Origin of the sequence: Paenibacillus sp., from assembly GCF_048976745.1 — a bacterium.
Classification (GTDB): Bacteria; Bacillota; Bacilli; order Paenibacillales; family Paenibacillaceae; genus Paenibacillus.
Genome location: NZ_JBHGUU010000014.1, coordinates 91,684 through 114,020, shown reverse-complemented (window position 1 = coordinate 114,020; position 22,337 = coordinate 91,684). Strand labels below are relative to the sequence as shown.

Annotated in this window: 21 protein-coding genes; 2 read left to right on the top strand and 19 right to left on the bottom strand. The window is 46.0% G+C overall.

Annotated features, from left to right (window positions below; genetic code table 11):
- Positions 1-33 precede the first annotated feature (33 nt).
- The 11 genes from ACE3K2_RS21450 to ACE3K2_RS21400 form a co-directional block, all read right to left on the bottom strand.
- Positions 34-1,722: an ABC transporter substrate-binding protein gene (locus ACE3K2_RS21450; protein WP_421895007.1), complete on the bottom strand. Its 1,689-nt coding sequence runs from the start codon at positions 1,720-1,722 to the stop codon at positions 34-36.
- A 187-nt stretch (positions 1,723-1,909) separates the two neighbouring features.
- The gene (locus ACE3K2_RS21445; RefSeq protein WP_421894805.1) at positions 1,910-2,812 is read right to left on the bottom strand and encodes a carbohydrate ABC transporter permease; all 903 of its coding nucleotides are present in this window, start codon (positions 2,810-2,812) and stop codon (positions 1,910-1,912) included.
- Positions 2,813-2,827: 15 nt separating this feature from the next.
- Positions 2,828-3,811 carry a sugar ABC transporter permease gene (locus ACE3K2_RS21440; RefSeq protein WP_339257451.1) on the bottom strand — a complete coding sequence of 328 codons (984 nt, stop codon included), beginning with the start codon at positions 3,809-3,811 and terminating at the stop codon, positions 2,828-2,830.
- 277 nt (positions 3,812-4,088) lie between these two features.
- Entirely contained in the window at positions 4,089-7,004 is a 2,916-nt protein-coding gene (locus ACE3K2_RS21435) for a glycoside hydrolase family 2 protein (protein ID WP_421894801.1), read from the bottom strand.
- Positions 7,005-7,175: 171 nt separating this feature from the next.
- Positions 7,176-8,768 (bottom strand): response regulator, encoded by a 1,593-nt coding sequence (locus ACE3K2_RS21430; protein WP_421894798.1) that lies wholly within the window; start codon positions 8,766-8,768, stop codon positions 7,176-7,178.
- Positions 8,761-10,551: a histidine kinase gene (locus tag ACE3K2_RS21425; protein WP_421894795.1), complete on the bottom strand. Its 1,791-nt coding sequence runs from the start codon at positions 10,549-10,551 to the stop codon at positions 8,761-8,763. The genes ACE3K2_RS21430 and ACE3K2_RS21425 overlap by 8 nt, the downstream gene beginning before the upstream one ends.
- Before the next feature lie 244 nt (positions 10,552-10,795).
- Complete coding sequence (locus tag ACE3K2_RS21420; protein ID WP_421894792.1) at positions 10,796-11,218, bottom strand: OsmC family protein; 423 nt, start codon at positions 11,216-11,218, stop codon at positions 10,796-10,798.
- A gap of 232 nt (positions 11,219-11,450) precedes the next feature.
- Positions 11,451-12,197, bottom strand: a complete 747-nt coding sequence (locus tag ACE3K2_RS21415) for an amino acid ABC transporter ATP-binding protein (RefSeq protein WP_421894789.1) — start codon at positions 12,195-12,197, stop codon at positions 11,451-11,453.
- A gap of 16 nt (positions 12,198-12,213) precedes the next feature.
- Positions 12,214-12,858, bottom strand: coding sequence for an amino acid ABC transporter permease (locus tag ACE3K2_RS21410; RefSeq protein WP_253441002.1), 645 nt, complete (start codon positions 12,856-12,858; stop codon positions 12,214-12,216).
- Between the two features lie 32 nt (positions 12,859-12,890).
- Positions 12,891-13,742 (bottom strand): substrate-binding periplasmic protein, encoded by an 852-nt coding sequence (locus ACE3K2_RS21405; protein WP_421894786.1) that lies wholly within the window; start codon positions 13,740-13,742, stop codon positions 12,891-12,893.
- 161 nt (positions 13,743-13,903) lie between these two features.
- Complete coding sequence (locus ACE3K2_RS21400) at positions 13,904-14,536, bottom strand: TetR/AcrR family transcriptional regulator (protein ID WP_421894783.1); 633 nt, start codon at positions 14,534-14,536, stop codon at positions 13,904-13,906.
- Positions 14,537-14,749: 213 nt separating this feature from the next.
- On the opposite strand from ACE3K2_RS21400, the gene bacA reads away from it, so the two are divergent.
- On the top strand, positions 14,750-15,559 hold the full coding sequence (gene bacA, locus ACE3K2_RS21395) for an undecaprenyl-diphosphate phosphatase (RefSeq protein ID WP_421894780.1): 810 nt from the start codon (positions 14,750-14,752) through the stop codon (positions 15,557-15,559).
- Between the two features lie 286 nt (positions 15,560-15,845).
- Here the strand turns inward: bacA and ACE3K2_RS21390 are convergent, their stop codons facing one another.
- The 6 genes from ACE3K2_RS21390 to ACE3K2_RS21365 all read right to left on the bottom strand — a co-directional run bounded on the left by ACE3K2_RS21390 (position 15,846) and on the right by ACE3K2_RS21365 (position 19,470).
- Positions 15,846-16,025, bottom strand: a complete 180-nt coding sequence (locus tag ACE3K2_RS21390) for a hypothetical protein (protein WP_133387174.1) — start codon at positions 16,023-16,025, stop codon at positions 15,846-15,848.
- 210 nt (positions 16,026-16,235) lie between these two features.
- Entirely contained in the window at positions 16,236-16,562 is a 327-nt protein-coding gene (locus tag ACE3K2_RS21385) for a thioredoxin family protein (protein ID WP_062836412.1), read from the bottom strand.
- Between the two features lie 85 nt (positions 16,563-16,647).
- Positions 16,648-17,556 (bottom strand): aldo/keto reductase, encoded by a 909-nt coding sequence (locus tag ACE3K2_RS21380; protein ID WP_421894776.1) that lies wholly within the window; start codon positions 17,554-17,556, stop codon positions 16,648-16,650.
- A 182-nt stretch (positions 17,557-17,738) separates the two neighbouring features.
- Positions 17,739-17,909: a hypothetical protein gene (locus ACE3K2_RS21375; protein WP_190945097.1), complete on the bottom strand. Its 171-nt coding sequence runs from the start codon at positions 17,907-17,909 to the stop codon at positions 17,739-17,741.
- Between the two features lie 172 nt (positions 17,910-18,081).
- The gene (gene gpmA, locus ACE3K2_RS21370; protein ID WP_421894771.1) at positions 18,082-18,825 is read right to left on the bottom strand and encodes a 2,3-diphosphoglycerate-dependent phosphoglycerate mutase; all 744 of its coding nucleotides are present in this window, start codon (positions 18,823-18,825) and stop codon (positions 18,082-18,084) included.
- A gap of 72 nt (positions 18,826-18,897) precedes the next feature.
- Positions 18,898-19,470: a DUF420 domain-containing protein gene (locus ACE3K2_RS21365; RefSeq protein WP_421894768.1), complete on the bottom strand. Its 573-nt coding sequence runs from the start codon at positions 19,468-19,470 to the stop codon at positions 18,898-18,900.
- A 376-nt stretch (positions 19,471-19,846) separates the two neighbouring features.
- Between ACE3K2_RS21365 and ACE3K2_RS21360 the strand changes: the two genes are divergently transcribed.
- Complete coding sequence (locus tag ACE3K2_RS21360; protein ID WP_421894765.1) at positions 19,847-21,037, top strand: cation:proton antiporter; 1,191 nt, start codon at positions 19,847-19,849, stop codon at positions 21,035-21,037.
- Between the two features lie 250 nt (positions 21,038-21,287).
- Here the strand turns inward: ACE3K2_RS21360 and ACE3K2_RS21355 are convergent, their stop codons facing one another.
- Together ACE3K2_RS21355 and pssA are read right to left on the bottom strand one after the other, a co-directional pair.
- Positions 21,288-21,773, bottom strand: a complete 486-nt coding sequence (locus ACE3K2_RS21355) for a DedA family protein (protein WP_421894762.1) — start codon at positions 21,771-21,773, stop codon at positions 21,288-21,290.
- Positions 21,774-21,786: 13 nt separating this feature from the next.
- Positions 21,787-22,332 (bottom strand): CDP-diacylglycerol--serine O-phosphatidyltransferase, encoded by a 546-nt coding sequence (gene pssA, locus ACE3K2_RS21350; protein WP_253441014.1) that lies wholly within the window; start codon positions 22,330-22,332, stop codon positions 21,787-21,789.
- Positions 22,333-22,337: the final 5 nt, after the last annotated feature.

Here is a 22,337-nt window from a genome sequence, read left to right as displayed (position 1 = left end):
TCTTTTCCGTTTGAAATATGACTTGCTAACCGTTTACTTAGCCTCTTCCCCGCTCCATAATTGAACACGGTTTTGAACGAGTTCTGTATATTGTTTCTCCATATCCTCTGCGCCTGCTTGGTTCACTTCTGCAATCATGCCGTCATAGATCGCATCGAACTGTTCAGGCGTACTCAGAATCGCTTCAGGTACACGTTTCCGGATGATATCCTGTGTTTTCTTGAAGATGACGTTATAGTTAGAGTCACCAGGTGTTGGCAGATTGTACGCTGCTCCCCATGGTTTGATTGGGAACTCGTCTTCACTAGGGAACAGATCTTTCCACGTTGTAGCGCCGTAAGCTTTGAGTGTTTCTTTCTCTGCTTCGGAATATGCCGCCACGATCTGTTCAGGGAAATTCGTAGTATAGTAGTTATCCGTTGAATCTTTCACACCGTCTCCATAATGACCGGACAAATTGGTGTACAGTCCAATACCCGTTTCTTTCTGGAATACGGCTGCATTATTTGTTTTTTGGTCCTGAATGTCGGCAGGAATAACACGTTTGCCGTCCTTCACTTCGTACTGTTTACCTTCAATTCCCCAGTTCATCAGTATTTGCCCCTCTTCAGAAGCCAGGTAATCGAAGAATTTGATCGTACGAACCGGATCCGGATTCGTGGTTGTAATCCCTACACCCCAACCGGACACAAAACCAGGGTCTTGAAAGGAATGATCCTTGATTTCCTTGGACAGGGTTACCGGGAAGTGTGAATACGTTGCTTCAGTCTTACCCGCGGATTTCAATGCATTTTCTGCATCGGAATAACCCCAATCCTGGTCAATGACACCAAGAACACGCCCACTTGCAATTTTGGATTTGTATTGGTCTGTTTTCTGGATGAAGCTGTCCTGATCAAGCAGTCCCTCATTGTACATATGGTTCAACCAGCGGAAGTACTCTTTTTCCTCTGGACGTTTGTAATGCAGCGTTGCTTCATACGTTTCTGGATCGATGTAATATTCACCGTCATCCGGTGCACCCGTTGCCTGGAAGGCCGGGTTTGTTACGGTAATCATGATTCTCCAATCATCCGCGTCCAATGTTAACGGGATGGTTGGCTGACCATCAATCGTTGGATGTTTCTCTTTGTAAGCCTTCAATACATTCTCGTAGTCCTGAAGTGTACTTACTTCCGGATATCCGAGTTCTTTCAGTACACGGTGCTGAATACCAAATCCACCACCTGCATCAAAGTACTTCTGGTCTACCGCATAATACGTTGGCAGCACATAAATAGCCTGATCTTCATTACTGTATTTCAACCGGTCCATGTAATTACCATACAGCTTCTTCAGATTGGGAGCATATTGGTCGATCAGATCTGTCAGATCGAGCATTGCCCCGGCATCCACCAGTTTGCTAAGTTCTCCTTTGGGTGACACGATATCCGGATAGTCTCCGCTCGCCGCCATTAAGGATATCTTATCTTGACCACCACTAACGGCAAATTCACCATTAAGGGTTACCCCTGTTTTTTCTGTAAGGACTTTGCCAATTTCATCTTTCATGCCATTCCAGTTCGGACTGGGATCGACACTGAAGAAATCGAATGTAAGTGGAGTTGTCTCTGCGCTTGTATCCTTAAAGGACGTATCACCGCCGCTTCCTCCACCACAACCTGCGAGCAAAGACATCGCAAGCACTGGAGCCAGTGCAATCTTCATTTTGGAACTTGCCATCATGGTAATCCTCCCTGTTTCATATGTCTGTCTTATCCGGGACTTTTTTGTCCCTGTCTATAGCTTCATGAATACCACGCCGCAGCCCTATACGGTGAAGCGCAGACCACAAGGCTGCGCTTCGGGTATCCTGATGCTTCATTTGTAGATGTACGGCCGCTCTATGTGGCAGCCTGTACAAGCTTGCTTATGCTTTTACTGCGCCCAATGTCATACCGCCAACAAAATATTTCTGAAGGAACGGATATACAATCAGGATTGGAACCGTAACAACGATCGTAATCGCCATTTTGATCGATTCTGGTGAAATCTGTGTCATTTGTTGTGCCATATCATTGGCATTCCGTCCAGCCCCTGAGCCTTGCTGTGTACTTTGCAGTACTTTCATCAGCTCATATTGGAGTGTGGTCAGATGTGCCTTTGAACCATTGTACAGGTACGTATCAAACCATGCATTCCATTGACCTACAGCCAGGAACAACGCAATGGTTGCAAGTACCGGTTTACACAGTGGCAGGATGATTCTGTAATAGATCGTAAAGTCGTTTGCACCGTCCAGCTTGGCGGATTCCTGCAATGCATACGGCAGACCATCAATGAATGAACGGATAATGAAAACGTTAAATGCACTGATCATGCCTGGCAATACATATACCCAGAATGTACCGATCAGGTTCAGGTCACGCATCAGGATGTATACCGGAATCAGACCACCGGAGAAATACATCGTGAGTGCAAGCGTTGTAGATACAAATTTTCTAAGCCCAAAGTCAGGTCTGCTCAGTGTAAAGGCGATCATAGAGGAACTGATCAATCCGAGCACAGTACCTACAAGTGTACGCAGAATGGAGATCTGCAAACCTTGTAACAATCCATCATATTGGAAGATCGTTTTGTAGTTCTGTAATGTGAATTCGCGAGGCCACAAGTAAATCCCGCCACGTACTGTATCCGTTGAGTTATTAAGTGAGATGGCTAGTACGTTAAGGAATGGATATAGTGTTACGATCAGCACCATGGTCATCGCGAGGATGTTGAATATATCGAACAGTTTATCGCCTCGACTAGCATTGAATGCTTTGTTCGCCATAATGTCGTCCCCTCCCTACATGATGCTTTCTTTGGTGAATTTTTTGAACAAGCCGTTCGCAGTAAACAGAAGGATGATACTGACAACGGAGTTGAATATACCTATGGCTGTACCATATGAGAATCGTCCCATATTCAAACCATAATTGAGCGCGTATAGATCAAGCACTTCCGAGTAGTCTGTGACCAGACTGTTGCCAAGCAAGAACTGCTTCTCGAAACCGATACTGATAAGATGTCCAATCGACATGATGAAAAGTACGGAAATCGTGGTCCGTATGCCAGGCAGCGTAATGTGCCACATTTGTCTCCAGCGGTTGGCTCCATCTACACGGGAAGCTTCGTACAACTCTTGGTCAATACCGGTAATTGCTGCAAGATAGATGATGGCATTCCAACCGGTTTCTTTCCACATATCTGAAGCGGTTACAATGTACCAGAACAAGTTCCCCTTAGCCATGAATTGGATCGGCTGATCGATAATGTTCAGGCCTACCAAAATGTCATTGATAATCCCTCCATCGGTGGAGAGCATCTTGGTAATGATCCCCGCTACAACAACCCAGGATACAAAGTGAGGCAGATAGGATACCGTCTGCACGGCACGTTTGAAGAACATGCCTCTCATTTCATTCAGGAGAATAGCGAAGAATATCGGCACGATAAAACCGACAACTAGTCCCATCAAGCTCATTGCAAGCGTATTCCGAAGTACCAGATAGAAACGTTCATCACTGAACAGCTCTACAAAGTGTTTAAAACCAACCCACTCCTGATCACCAAACGATCTGGCAGGTTTATAATTTTGGAAAGCCATCGTCCATCCCCATAGTGGCAGATAGTTAAATACGAAAACCCAAGCTACGAATGGCAATGACATGAGATAGAGATATTTCTGCTGTTTCATTCTGTCCCAAATTCCGTTCCGCCGATTCTTTAAAGGCGGTTTGGGGTCACTGCTTCTGTTCGCGGAAGCGGATTTTTTTGTTAGCGTTTCCATCTCCGTTCCCCCTCCTCTGTTTTATAAAATAATCATACTCGATAGAGCGTTTTCAAAATACCATCTGGATTTTAGAGAAAATCATATAAAAATTAGATATAGACATATATAATCAGACATTAATTCGTTAAAATCAGTGCTAAATTCTACTTTTAAAAGCAACATAAGCAATATAAAGGAAAAATTAAGTTTAAATGGGTTATTTCGAAAACGTTTTATAGTAATCGTTTACTTCAACTGAATAACATACAAAAGGGACCCTTTCAGGTCCCTAGGATTACAATGTAAATTGAATGGTTTGCAGTTTCACGATCCCGAGCAATTGTGCTACAGATATGGAGGTTGCTGGACGAAATTGATCCCCATTCAGATACGCCAGTATCTCCTGAAATAAGTAGGCGGCTTCCGGACGTTTCATTACCGCCAGATCGGCAAATGGAAGTGAGGATACCAGAATCTTGCCCTTCCCTACATTTGCCTCAAATGCATAAGCCAGCCGTTTCGCCCGATGGAAATGATCCACCACTTCAATCAGTGGCTTCACCCCGTGCAACGTATCCAAACATATCGCTGGCGTACCGTTCACCAAGTGATACCAATGCCAGTCCGAAGCCCCATCATGCGGGAAGGAGCCCAGCAGTGCTTCCTGATCTCTCAAATACATGCCCATCGTTGCACCAGGCTGTGTAGCAAACATCAGGTAATTCCAGAACACAGGCAGATACTTGGTCTCCACTGAATCATATAACCCTTCTGCGGTTGGCTGTAGCCAAACACTCCCCCCGTTGACCACATAATCAACGACATTGGGTGTTAACGACTGAACGATAACCAAGTCAATCTCCCGATTTTTCAACAACTGGAATCCATCGATACGATCCACAGCATCATGTTGTGTTTCCCCGAGAAATGGCTGCAGCTCTGCCACGGTATTCCAGATTCGTTTTGATTGAGGTTGAGATTGAGTTCGATAAAATGGGAAGGACCAGCCCTTCCACACATTGAATGCGACCCTTTCCGAATCGCCCGATATTAGTTCCGCTTCAATCCGAAAAGCTGCTGCTCCTTCATGAGGGGCTATAGCCACAATACTTCCCAGTGACATGACAGACCCACATGGGATATCTCCAGTCTTCCATCCCCCTTCATTAAGTATCACATCATCGCTTATTAACCTCCACTGAATGACCGCTTCCTCAATCGGATCTTTACCGTAGTGAGAGATGCGTACATCGACATGAATGGGTTCACCGGCGTAGAATGTACGCTCCTTGCAGCTTAGCAACACTACCACATCTGCGTTGAAACGCATGAATTCTTCCGGTGTTGTAATGCCTTTGTCATCCCAAAATACGTCCAAAATGCCCGTTGTAGCATGTCCCTGTCCTGGAAAATCACGAATATCCAGCAGCTGTACGCCAGCAGCGTCCGGTGTTCGCCGAATCCGCTCCATGGCTTCCTTGAGGGAACGTATCAGGTGGGTACCACTGACCTGTTGAAAATGCTCCAGATCCGCCATCAACCCTTTGTTTGTCAACGATTCTTCGATCGGCTTTAACCAGCTGGGGCGCAATACGCCCGTATACTTGGCTCGCTCTTGGGGACGCACATACATCGTGTATTGTGCATGTTCGTGCCCAATGACGGGATGCTCCGCAAGCCGGGTGACTGCATGATAATCCAGCGTGGTATCCGGTACAGCAGAATATGCGGATTCCAACGGGGGATGCCAGTTTAAAGACTGAATATAATAATCCCCCTCCCGCCCTTGCGCCGGAAGCTGTCCAAAACCTGTATTGTCCGTATATAAGCGCGTCGGGTCTGTATCCCTTGCCCTCGATACCAATGCATTGAGTTCAGGATGACCATTCGGACCAATAAGTTCATTCCCCATGGAGAACATGACGAATGAAGGATGTCTGTGCAACGATTGGAGCAACCCATCCAGTTCTTGTGTCAGATAAGACAGCACTTCAACTGGCGCAGACTGATTCGATTGCTCAAAGAAACGAGACCAATGTGGAAGTTCTGCCTGCACCAGCATGCCCTCTTCATCAGCTGCGTCCCAGAAGGGCTCCGGCGCGCTCCACCCATGCAGACGGACATGATTGAATCCATACGATCTGGCGACTCGAAACTGCTGAAGATAATGCTCCTTGTCCCATACGGGATAACCCGTCAGTGGAAAGATACAGCAATCGACGTACCCGCGAAGATACACGGGTGTTCCATTCAATTCAAGCTGCTTCCCGTTTGTTGCAAAGGAGCGAACACCAAATGATTGCTCCAACCGATCCAGTTCCTGTTCACCGCTACACAGACGGATCACTGCCTTGTATAATTCAGGGGATTCGTCCGACCATCTTGCGATAGGCTTCCCTGTTCCCAGTTCCAATCGCCAATGATCTATTAAAGCGTTGTTGTCAGTTACACCTGCTGAGCTTATATCCACATGCGCTTGAACACTCAGATTCACATTACAACTATATCGATCAAGCCATGTGCCGTCTGGATGCTGGATATCCACATGTAATTGCATGGATCTAGCTGATTCATTTGAGGGAGCGCTTACAGTACAATCAATCAGAAGGGTTCCATTTTCAGCATCTGGTTGAATCCGTAATGTCTGTAATCGGCAGGGGGGCAGAACATCCAGATATACACCACCTGTGATTCCCCCCCAGGCTGTGGCCGTATGCAATGAATGAATATGGCTACCAGCCAGCGGAAGTTTCATCGTATTATCCACGCGGATCTCCACCCGATTCACTTCTCCCTGCTTCACCAGAGAGGTAACATCCCACTTCTGTTGATTCACCAGACTATCCTGCACCCCGGCATACTGTCCATTGATCCAGAGATTCGTTGTCCATCGGACACCTTCCAATCTGAATACATAGTGACATCCGGGGTCGTCTGATGGAACATGCACATCCTGAGCATACCAGGCTGAGCCTTCATACTCGCGAACCTTGGTCCAGGTATCGAGCCTCTCATATTCAGGCTCAGCTCCGTATCCTTGCTCTTCCCATGAACCGGGAATCTGAATGGTCTCCCATGATGTATTTTCACACTGTGAAGGCGGTGATATCTCTTGTTCAACGAGTTCATCGTACTCCAGATCCAAACGAAACTGCCATGTTCCATTTAAGTTCAATGTATGACGTACAGCACTTATATCAGACAAATTCATATCGTATAGCCATCCCTTCATCTGGATTCTTGTAAATCCAGTCTATGATGTGAAGCATTCCGTAACCATTGCTTATCATGGGAAGTGCATGGACAATATGATGAATCTGAAATTCCTGAATATCGAAAACGTTTTACACAATAGGCAAGGGCAAGGCCCAGCACTCCTTACTTATTCCTCGTTTGTATCTGTAGCTGTTCCTTTCAATGAAGATTGGGTTCTGGCCTGTTTGTAAGCGGAAGGGGATTCCCCTACATATTTCTTGAACTTACCGTGGAAGTAGTCCACATTCGCATACCCCACTCTTGCCGCGACCTGATGTACCTTCAGTCCTTCATCCAGCAATTCCTTGGCCTTTTCCATACGAACCTTGTCCAGAAATGCATTGAAATACTCTCCAGTATGATTCTTGAACAACTTACCCAAGTAGCTGCTGTTATAGTTAAACACTTCAGCAAGTACCTCCAGCTTGAGATTTTCGCCAGGGTTACGTTGGATAAATTCAATCATCTGTTTCAATACAGTATCCTTGCTCCCCCCACCCATACGTTGAATAAGACGATTAAAATGTTCTAATGCCATGACTTTGAGATCCGACATCGTAAATTGATGATAGACTTCATTAATCAGAACCGAATGTTCCTGCATAATGGAGTGCATATGTTGATTCGTCGCTGCAAGCTTGTTGAACGCCAGGGAGAACACCTGTGAGAAAGCCGTTTTGATGGCTTGCTCTGTTCGATGGTATGGGACCAAGCGCTCTTCCATCTCACCCAGTACCCGCATGACTGACTCACTGCTGCGAATGTCTAACGCATAATACAGCTTGTCCGCAAGTTCGTCCTCAACTGGCTCATGTGCTCCGTCCACAGCTTCAACTCCTGGCTTAACAACAGCTTCGCTACCTGCAGTCCACAGCATGATACGTTTCTCCGTGAACAAAAAGCGTTCACCAAGTATACGATTCGCCTGCGTGTATGACCGCGCAATTTCAGAAGTGGAATGTACGGGTTCACCTGCAGCACCGTACATGTGAACCTCCCATTCTCCCAGAAGTCCTTCCAACTCATCATAAAGATTTCTTGCGGATGACTCGGATGTGATGGTTTCCTTGCTTAGCAACCCCAGACCGGAATGGAACGAAAATACGATGCCTCGGTCTTTCTGGTCAAATGCTTCAATCAGTTTGCGTTTCATAACACTTCCCCGTTGCAGGTCAGGCGCCGCATGCATCTCAAGCAGCACAATCTGATAGTGAGGCCAGTGCAGTCCCAGGCTATCTTCTTCCATGCTGCCTTCACCCTCCAGACTGTCAAAGAGCAAAGCCTCAATCTGATGCTCCCTAAAGACGGTGTCCTCACCAGCTTGACGTGCCATCGTCTCCCGTTCACGGGTCAGGATCGTAGCAATCCGCTCTAGTTCACCAATAATCTCTTCTTCATCCACCGGTTTGAGCAGATAACCATCCACACCAAAACTGATGGCTTTCTTGGCATAATCAAAATCCGCATAACCGCTCAATATCAAAAAGTGCGAATCCGGATGATTCCGGCGCACTTCTTCAATCACATCCAGCCCGGTCATACCGGGCATGCGAATATCAATAATTGTCAGATCAGGCTCCAATTCCGTAAACCGGGAGATGGCTTCACGCCCGCTGGCAGCTGTAGCGATGACCTGAAATCCGTATTTTTCCCACTCGATAATGGTGGTCAGTCCCTCACGAATGCTCGGTTCATCATCCACCAAAAACACTTTATACATGTTGGTCCCCTCCTGCTGGCAAAGTGAAAGAAACCTCTGTTCCTTCCCCATATACACTCTTAATCTGCAATCCATATGGCTCCCCGTACGTCAATGTTAAGCGTTGATGTACATTCCGCATGCCGATCCGGCTTTTCTCCTGTTCCTCCGGTCCACAGATAAACTGCATCACCTCAACCAATCGTTCTGGCGTTATGCCTGCACCATTGTCATCCACACGGATCTGCACAATGTTTTCTACCAAACGAATACTTATATGAACACGGACTGTACCCTCTTTATTCTCCAAACCATGGACAATCGCATTCTCAACCAAAGGTTGAATAATCAGAGGCGGAATGTACATCTTCTCCACCTCGGGATCGATATCGATCTGGAATGCAAGGCGGTCGCCGTAACGGAATTTCTGAATTTCCAAATAGGAACGTACCATTTCAAGTTCAGCCCGGAAGGTTGTTTTTCCACTGCCAATCTCCAGACTCTTGCGCATCAGCTTACCCAACAGCCGGACGATGTTCGCAATCTCTGCTTCTCCCTTAATATGCGCTTTCATCCGAATGGACTCCAGTGCATTAAACAAGAAATGTGGATTGATCTGGCTCGCCATCATTTTCAGTTTAATCTCTTTTTGGGCGATTTCCAATTGATTGTTCTGTTCTGTCGCTTCTACCACCTGTGTCATAAGTTCATTGATACTTTTCACCATATAGTTGAACTGTCGTGACAGTTGTCCAATCTCGTCGTTTCCATCAATCCGCGAAGTCACGTTCAGGTCACCTAATGCCAGCTTGTTGAGGTGTTTACTCAGCCGGAGCAATCGGTTCGACGTGAGGAACGAGATGATATATACGAATAGTAGGGCGATAACAAGCACAAGGATAATGAAAATCATGCCAATCATGCTGACGGTGTTGGCATCTTTCACAATATTTTTGGTAGCAAAAACCGAAATAACCTTCAGGCTGTTCATGCTCGATCCAGGGCCTAACTCATCAATAACAATGTTGGACGGCTCCCCCCGAAAATCAGCTTCAATGGTGCCTTTTGCCTGATTCTGCAGATCAACGCCAAAATCAAGCTCGTCCAGCGTTTTCCCTACGAGTTCGGTATTCTTGGCTGCAACCACATAACCCTGCTCGTCCGTAATCATCGTCTCGAATTGTTCCTGACGGAGCAATCCATTCAGCTCATCCTGATTGATCACAATCATCAATACGCCCTCAGTCCGATATTCGGCAAAAGGTACTTTGCGCACCAAACTGAGCTTGTGTACAGGATTATCCTCCTTGTCCGGAATGTAGAACCACCCGATACTGGTTGTTTTCAGTGCCTGTTGGTACCAGTAACTCTCTTCCGTCTTCTTGTCTACCGGGATGAATTCAAGGTTGTTGATCAATGTTGGGTTCGTGGAGTAAAAACGGATGCCGGCTATCTCGCGGTACAAACGCCTGTACTCCTGAAAGTCTTTGTATGCAAGATAAGCCGAGGTTAGCTCCACAACGCTCTTGTACCGTTTATTCACGATCTCCTTGAGATCCGCATTAAACATTAAAAGATTGGATATATCGGTTGGTACACGCAGCATGGTCGCCGTCTGGCTCTTGATCTTGTCCACATTGATGATCGTCTGTCCTATCGCATTGTTCAGGGCTTGTTGGCGAAAATAACTGGTCACAGCAAGACCAACAATCAGGACCGGAATCATAACAACCAGCACATAGGAAATGAGCAATTTATGCTTTAGTTTGAGATTATTAGTGGTTCGTATTAGCCTGTTAAACATGTCTGCACCTTCCGTCATCTGTATAAGCGCTTACATATAATGAGCAGGATCAGGATGTTCTGTCCTCTGAATTAATCATACCACATAACCGCCAGAATTCGGATTGTCATTGATATGGGTATATATTACCGAGCAACAAGCCAGGCTGACTTTACCTAGGAACTATTGATGGGGAAGAAAAGCCAAAAAAGGCACTCCCACGGATTGGAAGTGCCTGCTCAGTATAAGATTTACTCATATGCTGTTAAGGACGAGGTGTGCTTACCCCGTTCAGGATCAGTTTTGGATGAATATCGGCGCTCAGCGAAGCGGAGACAGCACAATATTTCTCTTCGGCCATCTGGATCGCTTTCCAGATGCGATAATCCGGGATATCACCATCAACTTTGAAGATCAGATCAATGGATGTGAAGCCCTTTGGCATATCCTCGCTGCGTGTGCCTTGCGCTTCAATCTCAATCGATTCGATTTTGTCCAGAAAAGCGTCCAGAATCATCGTAATATCGATTCCCATACAGCCGCCGAGACCGGCCAGTAACAATTCCATCGGGGTCGCACCCTTGCTGTCACCACCATACGCAGCAGTGGCATCCATGCCAACGGCATAGCCAGAGGGTCCTTCGGAAGTAAACGCGCGTTTGCCTTTCCATACGGTTGTTACATTCATGATGTTATCCTTCTTTCTTAAAATAGGTTACGATTTGCAGAACTCCGTTCCGGGTAAGGTTCGTTCTTCCGATCGCTGTTGTCTCCAAATATTTTTGATTTTTATTCACAAAGGACAATATTCGGAGACAAAGGCGAGCGCTACGCTTCTTCAGAATCGATTCCGTCCCCTTCACTCAGCAGTTTATCGCTATAATCGATCGTATCAATCAGTATAAATTGTAGTAATGTAATTAGAATTCAGTAATTTGTTGCAGGAAACGACGGGTGCGTTCCTGCTTCGGATCTTCAAAAAAGGCCTGTGGACTTGCCTCTTCCACAATTGATCCATCCGCCATAAAGACAATTTTGTTCGCCACATTACGGGCAAACTTCAATTCATGTGTCACGACCAGCATCGTCATGCCTTCCTCTGCCAGCTCCTTCATGACGGAAAGTACCTCTCCGACCAGTTCGGGGTCAAGGGCTGAAGTTGGCTCATCAAACAACATCACTTCCGGTTCCATCGCGAGTGCGCGTGCAATGGCAACCCGCTGTTGTTGCCCACCGGACAATCGGGATGGATACGCATCCTGCTTATCCGACAAGCCGACCCGATCCAGCAGAATTCGGCCGCGTTCAGCCGCTTCGTCACGCTTGATTTTTTTCACCGTAACGAGACCTTCCATCACATTGCCAAGTACCGTCTTGTGCGGATACAGATTGAACTGCTGGAATACCATCCCGGTCTGGCGACGGATCTCCAATACCCGGGCACGCTGGACACGCAGCGGATCAGCACTGTTAACCACAATGCCATTCACTTCAATCTGTCCGCCAGACAGCTCTTCCAGTCCATTCAGGCAGCGCAGCAAAGTACTCTTTCCTGAACCACTTGGACCAAGCAATACAACAATATCTTTGGCATCGACATGCAAATCGATGTTGGTGAGCACTTCATTTTGCTGAAAACGTTTGGTAAGTCCAGTTGTGGTAATCATCGGTTCTCTCCTCCCATCAGTAAGCCCGGGCTAACCGGCGCTCCACTTGTTCCAGAATGGCCGAGAAGCCGATACTCATAATCCAGTAGATCACACCAATCGCCAGATAAAACGGCATATTCACCGCATATTGTGATACCAGTAATTGTGCTGAACGCAACAACTCGGTAACACCAATCGCCGCCACAAGTGAGGTTTCCTTCAACATACCAATAAAGGTGTTCCCCATCGGCGGGATGGCAATACGCACAGCCTGCGGGAAGATGATCCGTCTCATCGCTTGAGCCGGGGTCATTCCGGTTGCGTATGCAGCTTCCATCTGCCCTTTTGGTACAGCCTGAATCGCTCCACGGAACGTCTCCGACAGAAACGCACCTGCATTCAGACTCAGTCCCAGACATGCTGCAGTGAGTGATCCCAGGGTCACTCCATAATCGACCAATCCGTAATAAATGACGAATAATTGCACCAGCAGCGGGGTTCCCCGCATGATGGATACATAAAACCTTGCGATCAACCTAAGCCACATCGGCCCCTTTAGACGAGCAATAGCAACAAGTAATCCGATGATGAATGCAAAAAACATGGAGATCACAGTTACGTATAACGTATAGTAAGCCCCCTTCAGAAAGAAGGGGATATTCTCAAATACCAGTTCCATGGGTTAAATCTTCCCTTCGCCTTGCCAGTTCATTATTGCGCAGGCTCTTCACCAAACCATTTTTTGAAAATGGTATTGTACGTGCCATCATCTTTCATGCCTTTGAGAGCATCATTTAGCGCTGCTACGAGTTCCGGATTGTCTTTGCGAACAGCAATACCTGCTTGGTCACTCTTAATTGGTTCACCTACGGCTTTGATACTTAATCCATTGGCATCCACAATCGGTTTCAGTGCATACATGTTGTTGATTGTGGCATCAATCCGTCCAGCATTCAGGTCTTTGAGTGAAGAGATGACATCGTCATACGTCTTGATGGTGAATTCTCCCACTTTCGGCAATACTTCATTACGCAGATACGTCTCATCATTTGTACCCAGACCTACGCCAATCGTTTTCCCTTTGAAATCTTCCAGCTTGGTAATATCGTTATTGTCTTCTTTTACAATGATTTTAACTTGGTTCGTAATATACGGATCACTGAAGTCGAGTACTTTCTTACGATCATCGGTGATCGTCATCTGGCTGATGATTGCGTCCAGCTTTTTGGCTTGCAGGCTCGGTGTCAGACCGGAGAACTCCTGGGATACAAATTCAACTTTAACCCCAAGACGTTTTGCAACCTCACGTGCGATATCGGCATCGTAACCGTCCATTTCTTTTTTATCATTCAAGAAGTTGTATGGTGCGTATGTGCCCATCATGCCCACTTTGATCACGCCAGCAGACTTGATCTGCTCCAGTTCATTACTTGCCTGTGCACCATTCGTGCTTCCATTGTCTGTTGCTTTACTTCCGCAAGCACTAAGTACCAGCACGGTCATCAGCAGAATTGCCGTCAAAGACCAGCCTTTACGAGTTTTCGATCCATATGTTTTGTTCATTACGTTAACTTCCTCTCAGTCATGTATTGTTCTGGATGTACATTAGGTTACTTTATTATGTGACCAAACCGCAGTTGTACCCATTATTCCCTGCTACTTGTTTAATCATGTGAATCTCTGGTCTATCGCTTGAAAATAAAGCTCCGGACTCTGCACATTGTTTATGTGCCCAATAGTCCGTAAAACTCAAAGCTTGCTGCCTCTGCGGCCAGCGAAGAAGCTGTCATCGCTGAAAACTTGCTGTGCAACTCATCGGAACCGAACAACCAGCGTGATATCATGCCTTCAATCATGCTTACCAACAGCGCTGCTCGAAGAGGTACATCCATGCCCTTAGGCAACATGCCGAGTTCGATGGCACGCTCCATATTGTGACGGAACGCCGTTTCGACAGCATTACGTGTCTCCTCAACCAGGCGTTGTACGGATTCTTCCGTCACGATGCCTTTGAGCAACAGTTCCATAAAATAACGATTCTGCGCGGCAAACATGAACAGGTCAGTGAACAGCCTTTCCGATGCTTTCACCATATCTTCTACCGATCCGGCATCCTTGCGATACCCTTGTCCAATCGATTCAAGCAACTTTTCCTTGCCCGTTAAGACAATCTCCGAAGCAATGGCTTCTTTACTCTTGAAGTGCCAGTAGAACGTGCCTTGCGCCACACCAGCCTCACGGACGATATCGGAAATTTTCGTCTGATGGTAGCCTTGGGTTGCAAAACGCTCCATCGCTATGCGTATTATTTGGTCCCGGCGTTCTTCACCGGGTTCCAAACCGTTGATTTTGGTCATTCATGTACCCTCCCGATTGATCAGTCAGTCAGTTAAGTTATATCCTATGGGATAACTAGGTTTTTGTCAATATAGTTTTAAACAAATGATTACAAGCATAAGTTGAAGTTGAGTGCATTTGTGATCATAATAGGTGATAGCCTTGTTCAAATGAACAGGCATGGTCAAGCAGGACAGCCTGTGCTGTCACCTGCATTTCAAGGAGGAAGAGAATTGGACATTATATCATCCATTATTATGGGCATCATCGAAGGTTTGACTGAGTTTTTGCCCGTGTCCTCAACTGGACACATGATTCTGACTGCCCACTTGCTGGGTTTATCGGAGGACAACGAGTCAGTCAAAACGTTTGAGGTGGTTGTTCAACTCGGAGCTGTACTTGCTGTTGTTGTACTGTACTGGAACAAATTCATTGATATGTTCCGCTTCACCGGAGGCAGCAGACCATACTCCCGCCGCCTCAATCTGGGACATATCTTCCTGGCGATGGTTCCTGCCGTAGTTATCGGACTTGTATTCCGCGACTGGATCAAAGCACATTTGTTTGGTCCGGAAACAGTGCTGTACAGCCTCGTTATAGGTGGTATATTGATGATCGTGGCCGAACGCTGGAGCCGTAAGAGTGAACGAATTACTACCCATGATGTCGATGATATCTCCTACAAACAGGCATTCGCTGTGGGTATATTTCAGATCTTGGCATTGTGGCCAGGCTTCTCCCGTTCTGGGTCAACGATCTCAGGCGGTCTCTTTGCAGGGGTAAGCCGTGTAGCCGCTGCGGAGTTCACATTCCTCGTGTCTGTGCCAATTATGATTGGTGCTACGGGATATGACCTGTACAAAAGTATCGATCACCTGAACGGCAGTGATTTCCCAATCTTTGCGATTGGATTCATCGCTGCTTTCATCGTCGCCATGCTTGCGATCAAGACGTTCCTGTCCATTTTGAAAAAATTGAGCCTGACCGTCTTTGCTGTGTATCGCTTTGTCTTGGCAGCCGTGTTCTTTATTATTTTGATGTAATCATTACGATCAAGTAATTAGACAGGCAAAATCAATGGCGGCCTTTCGTTCCATTTGGAACAAGGCCGCCATATTTTATATTCTTTTTTTGCTTCCGTTACTTCATGATTCTGTTGGTTCATCATTCTTTTGGCTGCTTAGAGACAGGAATATGTGTAATTAGAGGAAGTCTTGCCCTTCATTACTTCCTTCTTTCCTGGGTTGGATCAATGGTGATGCCGACCAGGGTTATTATGTATCATGGACATTCAGATTCATGTTCACTTCTAGAAAGCGATCTGATTTATTACCACTCTTTCACTTGAATACTCCGGTGTTTCTTCCGATATTTTAATCTCTCACGCAGATTATATCTATTCTCCTTTTGTTCCTGCAGCAGTTGTTTCACCCCGATCATCAACAATCGGTATCTTCGGTCATCATTGTGACTTAATTGATGCATTTCCTCAAAAATTTCATTCTTCATATGGATCTTGTTCACTCCAAATATTCAGTTTGTTCTCACAGTATACAGGGAAGCACTGAACAAATTCTAAACAAGCGTTGGACCTCAACTTCAGTTATTCGAATGCACATCATACGTGCAGGAATGAAGCAGAAAGACCCCTTCCTGTCGCAGGACAAGAAGAGGTCTCCGTAGTTAAGTTAATTAACAAACTGCTTTTTCTTCATACGCTTAAACTTTGGATTCAAGTGTCTCCAGATACTCGGAGATTTGAGCAGGTGTTTTAGCCCATTTGCTATGCAGATGTGCGATTTTCTTACCGTTCTGGAAGACGAGCAGACTTGGAATGCCGCGTACACCGTTCTCATCGGCAAACGGCTGGAACTTTTCTGCATCCAGGGCATAGAAGGTTTTGTCCGTATGTTGGTCGATAACATCCCCGATAAAACGATCCAGGTTTTTGCAATCCGGACACCAGGTTGTATCAAATTTAATGACGGTATAACCATCAGAGTTAATTGTATCCAAATATTGCTGTTCACTTTGAATTCTTTCCATATGTCTTCTCTCCCTTATATGTTCCTTTAATGGCTGACCTCCATTGTACCTTGTATAGTTACAATTGAAAATAGGCTCAATGGAGTTAACGATGCTGCTTGTACAGATTAGCGGGACTGAGCTCTTGTATTTCCTGAATTTCTGCAGCGGTAAGTGCAGGTGAATTCGAAGCGGCAATATTGTGCAGCAACTGATCTCTTGAACTGGCGCCGGGGACAACAGCTGCTACGGCAGAATGGGATAACGCATAACGAATAGCCGTCTGAGCCATGCTGCGTTGGTCTGTAACAAGACGACTCAGCCCTTGCCGAATGGTATATAGTTGCTCTGGCGTATAGTCCAGATAACCTTTGTCTGCCTTGGCAGATCCGGAATCGGCGAGCACTCCGCTAGCTACGGGCCCACGGGCAATTACACTGATCCCCTTTTGTTCCAATAAAGGCAGCACTTCTTCTTCCGCTCTGCGGTCAGCAACACTATACTGGTTCATCACACTGACGATGGATGCCCTCTGTACATACTCCCGAATCACATTGGGGCGAATGGAGGAAATACCGTAATATCGGATAAGTCCTTCCCTCTTCAGTTCCTCAAACGCTTCGATCGTCTCTTCGATGGGGTCGTCCATGGTCCCGCCATGCAGCTGATACAGATCGATATAATCGGTCTGGAGTCGTTTCAGACTTTCATGTACAGCCTGCTTGATATAGACTTTGGAAGGGTCCCATGACCAGCCCTCTTTGCCGGGCACACGACGATTACCTACTTTGGTCGCCACAATGACTTGGTCCCGACGCCCCTTAATAGCTTGTCCTACAATTTCTTCATTACGCCCTGCGTCGTACAGATCGGCTGTATCCAACAGATTGACCCCATGATCCAGAGCCTCATGAATCAGGCCCATAGCGGGCTCCATTTCGGTTCCAAGTGACATACATCCCAGCCCAATCTCAGACACCATCAGTTCGGATGTACCCAGACGATTTTTCTTCATATGTGCATCTCCCTCCATACGTTCTGCAAGTATCCATTGTATCATTCTTGCTGGCAAAAATCGCATTACACTCAGAAGCAAGAGATTGCCTTCAGATTGCACAAAAAAAACCTGGAACGACTTCATCTCCAGGTTTCTCATGATCATCATTTTAATTCAACCGATAAACGATCGATCGAAATCTATTTCACTTCCACGCGTGGTCTGGCTTTACTTGTTCCATTGGACGAATTGGAGCTTTTCATCATACCCGAGACAGTACTAAACAGCTTATCTCTTGCTTGTTTGTTCCTCATCAGATAAGTTACACCTGCGCCGATAGCCGTCATGAGTATTCCTCTTCTTTTAGACATGTGCTTCTCCTCCTTCAGGATAAATGTACATCGTGTCTTGTTTGACAATTACCCTGTGAGAGCAAAACGAAACGAAGTGGAGGCTTGATCGCATAAAAAAAGATGACCTCCGAATTAAAATTCAGCGGTCATCTTTCACTTGCTCGGTTGAGGCATCAACATTCACGTCTGCTTAATCGGACGGTGTTGCCACATGGGCCATTTCTTCATGTTTGTAGGTCGAACCATCCGCGGTCAGATAGAAGTGACCGATGGGATGCAGATCTTCATCCAATTCGTAGACAAGCGGAATGCCCGTTGGAATATTGAGTGCCATCACGTCTGCTTCGGACAATTGGTCCAGATGCATGACGAGTGAACGAAGCGTGTTACCATGCGCAGAGATCAGCACTCTTTTGCCAGCAGACACCATCGGTTTAATCTCCGCATTCCAGTACTCCAGCACACGCTTGGATGTATCCATCAAGTTCTCCGTAAACGGGATGGTGCACCCGAGCCGCTTGTACTTGTCCAGATCCTGCACATATCGTTCATCAGTTTCGTCCAATGCAGGGGGAGATACGTTAACGGAGCGTCTCCATTCCTTCACTTGGTCTTCCCCATACTTCAACGCAGTCTGCTGTTTGTTCAGTCCTTGCAGTGCACCATAATGGCGCTCATTCAGCTTCCAGGTCTTTGTAATGGGGATCCACATGAGGTCCATTTCATCCAGCGCAATATCAAGTGTTCGGATAGAACGTTTCAGCACGGATGCATAGGCGTAATCAAAATCAAATCCCTGTTCCTTCATGATCTTGCCTGCCTTACGTGCTTCTGCGTAACCATCCTTCGTCAGATCCACATCTGTCCAACCGGTAAAACGATTCTCTACATTCCACATGCTCTGTCCATGGCGAATCAAAACAACTCTGTACATAACCGTGAACCCTCCTTCCATGGAAAATTACCCGCAGGTCAAACTAATTAGCACAGTGAAACGTTCATTACATTAATAATAAGGTGCCATCATCAGGTATACCACAACACCTGTGGAACTGACATACAGCCAGATAGGCATCGTCCAACGTGCAATTTTGCGATGTTTTTTCAATTGATTCGTCCAGCCCCACACCAGTGTAAACAATGCCAATGGAACGATCAGGGCCGCAAGTATACTATGGGTAATCAGAATAAAGAAATAAATGGAACGAATGATACCCTCGCCTCCGTATTTGGACGTCTCTGGGGAGAGGTAATGAAACGTCAGATATGTCACGAGGAATAACAGTGTTGTTGAGAATGCAGCAAGAATAAATCGTTTGTGCAGCTTCACATTCCGCTTGATAATAGCAATAAGTGCTGCGAGCAGGAAGATGAAGGTAAAACTGTTAAACACGGCATTAAACCGTGGCAACACCGTAATATCAAAGGTTACATCACCTTTGTAACCAATGGACGGTGCAAAGAACAATAATAAAATAATGACATTAGCGAGAATGGAAATCGTAATAATGATGCCTGCGAAATTTTTATTGCTCGTCGGGGATGCAATGTTCGGTTCCCCTTTGTTATTTTTGCCCAATGCAAAATCCTCCTCATATCCTAACTTCTATGTTCTATATCATTATATCGCGGCAATTCCGGGCTGTTAAGTGACAACACTCTGAACAAAAACCTCAGTACTTCCCTATAAAATGCCCCTTTGCGGCTATTTTCAATCAAATCCGGGCCGGCTCCCATTTACCGAAGTCCTTTTTTGTGGTATAATTAACGTAATTAATCACATACGCGTTGAAACTGGAGGAGCCTGTCACCAAGGGCCCCTCTTTGTCTTTTTCAGGCACAGAACGGCACTTTTCCTAATGCCTTTCTGTGCCTTTTTGTATTGTTGAAGCTGAGGATGGATCGCCCTTGGGTTGGTTAATCTAAAGACGCTACTACTCGAGAGGAGCACACCTATGGAATTTATTTTAGTTCTTGCACTTATTCTAATCTTTACCAAACTTGCTGGTGACTTATCCGTAAGATTGGGTCAGCCATCGGTATTAGGAAAATTGATTGTTGGTGTCATACTCGGCCCTGCCCTGCTCGGTTGGGTTCAGCAAAGTGATTTCGTTCATTATATGGCTGAGATCGGGGTACTCCTGCTGATGTTCATTGCCGGATTGGAAACCGATCTGGAGCAGTTAAAGAAAAACTGGAAGGCGGCCTTTGCCGTAGCGGTCGGCGGTATAATTTTGCCTTTTATCGGGGGATACGGTTCGGCCATGGCGTTTGGTATGTCACAGACACACGCACTGTTCTTTGGACTTTTATTCTGTGCCACTTCCGTCAGCATCTCCGTTCAGACACTGAAAGACATGGATCAACTCAGCTCTCGTGAGGGTACAACCATCCTTGGTGCCGCTGTCGTTGATGATGTCCTGGTTGTTGTCATTCTTGCCGTTATGATGAGCTTGCTGGGTACAGGTGGAGGAGACACTTCAATTTCTCTGCTTATCGGCAAAAAGCTGTTATTCTTTGTGATCATCATCGCTGCCAGCTGGTTCCTTGTTCCACGCGTCATGAAATGGATGGCACCACTGAAAGTAACCGAGACCGTTATTACTGCCGGACTTATTATTTGTTTTGGCTTCTCCTATTTTGCAGAGTGGATGGGTGTTGCTGGAATCATTGGTGCATTTGCTGCTGGTATCGCCATCTCCCAAACCAACTTCAAACATGAAGTCGAAACCAAACTGGAACCGATCGCCTACGGAATTTTTGTTCCGGTGTTTTTTGTCAGTATCGGTTTAAATGTCACCTTTGATGGTGTGGGTTCACAAATTTGGTTTATTGTTGTTATCAGTCTTATCGCCATTCTTACCAAACTTATCGGTGGTGGAGCGGGTGCCCGACTGACCGGATTTAATATGTCATCTTCACTGGCCATTGGCTCAGGAATGATATCAAGAGGTGAAGTTGCCCTGATTATCGCTTCAACGGGACTTGCTTCCGGATTGCTTGATCCAGAATACTTTACGAGCGTTGTAATCATGGTTATTATTACTACACTGGTTACTCCGCCACTCCTCAAAATCACCTTTGCACGCAAAAAAGGGGAAAAGCGAGTCGAAAGAGGAATTGAGGAATCACATTTAAGTGGGTAAAGTACTGAAATCATTTTTGTATTTATAGCTCTATAAAATTCATTACGTTCGTGAAGCATACGCCGCTTTGATCCATTCTTCTCCTTCGATATGAAGGTTAGAGATGGTCAGAGCGGCGTATTGTATTTTACAAAGTAATCCGTATTCGTTACTCATTCAAGTTTGTTATATGGTGGAAAAACAAAAAAAGACCACCTTACACTCAAGAGGTCTTCCATCCTTGCCCGTTGTTACAACAGGCTGTCCCATTTTAAGTTAACACGCCAACATAAAACCCAATCGAGATAAAGACAACGCACCAGACGAAGGCACCGATGCTGGATACAACGACGTACCTGCCAAGAGCCATGCGGCTGATCCCGGAGAAACAGCACATCAGATGACGAATGCCTGGAATGAAGTAACCCAGGATGATGGACCAATACCCATATTTGAGAAACCACGACTCCACCCTGCTGAATCGTTTGGCATTAACGCCAACCCACTTGCCGTATTTTTCTACCAGCGGTCGGCCAGCCTTCTTGCCAATCATGTAGCTGAGCAGCCCTCCGGTAAACGCGCCACCAAAACTGACGGCTATGGAGACGGAGTAATTTAAAACCGAGATGGAGGCGAGATACCCGACAAAAGTCATCATCACCTCATCCGGAATCGGCATACCAATAACACCAAGAGCCAGTAATCCGTATATTGCGAAATAACCATATTGACCAATAAATTCTTTTGCAAATTCCATACTGACTCGCTCCTTATTTCGGTTCCACAATATCCTTCTCATGTGAGGCTAACACTTGTTTTAGAGACGGGAATCGGATTTGGCTCACCATAAGACCGGATAATACAATAATGACAAGATAGGCTACACCATGTGTGAAATAAGGACTCCAGAGCGCGAAAAAGGACATCAGACCACCGGCAAATGTAATCGGCATCCCGACAAAACCACTGCTTGCTGTCTTCTGACAGTTATAACGGGCCAGTCGTAATGCACCACAAACCGGAAACAATGCGGTCAGTGCCATCCCCAGCACACTCACTTCATTCATGGAGTTCAGGTACAGAATCAGCACTGGAGCTGTTCCGAATGAAACTACATCCGCAAGCGAATCCAGCGCTTTGCCGAACTCACCCTCACAATGCAATTTGCGGGCCGCATACCCATCAAACAGATCAAAGAACATCGCTACCCATATCATCATCACAGCCAGGGCGAATTCACCATGAATAGCCATAATGACTGCCAGCATGCCTGAACTCAGATTCCCCAAGGTTAAAATCGATGGTAAAGACTTCATAAGAT

Coding starts and splice junctions, on each gene's coding strand:
- ACE3K2_RS21440 (WP_339257451.1), bottom strand. CDS start 3,811: ATGGAAACGCTAACAAAAAAATCCGCTTCCGCGAACAGAAGCAGTGAC.
- ACE3K2_RS21435 (WP_421894801.1), bottom strand. CDS start 7,004: ATGAATTTGTCTGATATAAGTGCTGTACGTCATACATTGAACTTAAAT.
- ACE3K2_RS21445 (WP_421894805.1), bottom strand. CDS start 2,812: ATGGCGAACAAAGCATTCAATGCTAGTCGAGGCGATAAACTGTTCGAT.
- ACE3K2_RS21375 (WP_190945097.1), bottom strand. CDS start 17,909: ATGTCTAAAAGAAGAGGAATACTCATGACGGCTATCGGCGCAGGTGTA.
- ACE3K2_RS21405 (WP_421894786.1), bottom strand. CDS start 13,742: ATGAACAAAACATATGGATCGAAAACTCGTAAAGGCTGGTCTTTGACG.
- gpmA (WP_421894771.1), bottom strand. CDS start 18,825: ATGTACAGAGTTGTTTTGATTCGCCATGGACAGAGCATGTGGAATGTA.
- ACE3K2_RS21410 (WP_253441002.1), bottom strand. CDS start 12,858: ATGGAACTGGTATTTGAGAATATCCCCTTCTTTCTGAAGGGGGCTTAC.
- ACE3K2_RS21430 (WP_421894798.1), bottom strand. CDS start 8,768: ATGTATAAAGTGTTTTTGGTGGATGATGAACCGAGCATTCGTGAGGGA.
- ACE3K2_RS21420 (WP_421894792.1), bottom strand. CDS start 11,218: ATGAATGTAACAACCGTATGGAAAGGCAAACGCGCGTTTACTTCCGAA.
- ACE3K2_RS21390 (WP_133387174.1), bottom strand. CDS start 16,025: ATGAAGAATGAAATTTTTGAGGAAATGCATCAATTAAGTCACAATGAT.
- ACE3K2_RS21415 (WP_421894789.1), bottom strand. CDS start 12,197: ATGATTACCACAACTGGACTTACCAAACGTTTTCAGCAAAATGAAGTG.
- pssA (WP_253441014.1), bottom strand. CDS start 22,332: ATGAAGTCTTTACCATCGATTTTAACCTTGGGGAATCTGAGTTCAGGC.
- ACE3K2_RS21425 (WP_421894795.1), bottom strand. CDS start 10,551: ATGTTTAACAGGCTAATACGAACCACTAATAATCTCAAACTAAAGCAT.
- ACE3K2_RS21355 (WP_421894762.1), bottom strand. CDS start 21,773: ATGGAATTTGCAAAAGAATTTATTGGTCAATATGGTTATTTCGCAATA.
- ACE3K2_RS21380 (WP_421894776.1), bottom strand. CDS start 17,556: ATGAAGAAAAATCGTCTGGGTACATCCGAACTGATGGTGTCTGAGATT.
- ACE3K2_RS21385 (WP_062836412.1), bottom strand. CDS start 16,562: ATGGAAAGAATTCAAAGTGAACAGCAATATTTGGATACAATTAACTCT.
- ACE3K2_RS21360 (WP_421894765.1), top strand. CDS start 19,847: ATGGAATTTATTTTAGTTCTTGCACTTATTCTAATCTTTACCAAACTT.
- ACE3K2_RS21450 (WP_421895007.1), bottom strand. CDS start 1,722: ATGGCAAGTTCCAAAATGAAGATTGCACTGGCTCCAGTGCTTGCGATG.
- ACE3K2_RS21400 (WP_421894783.1), bottom strand. CDS start 14,536: ATGACCAAAATCAACGGTTTGGAACCCGGTGAAGAACGCCGGGACCAA.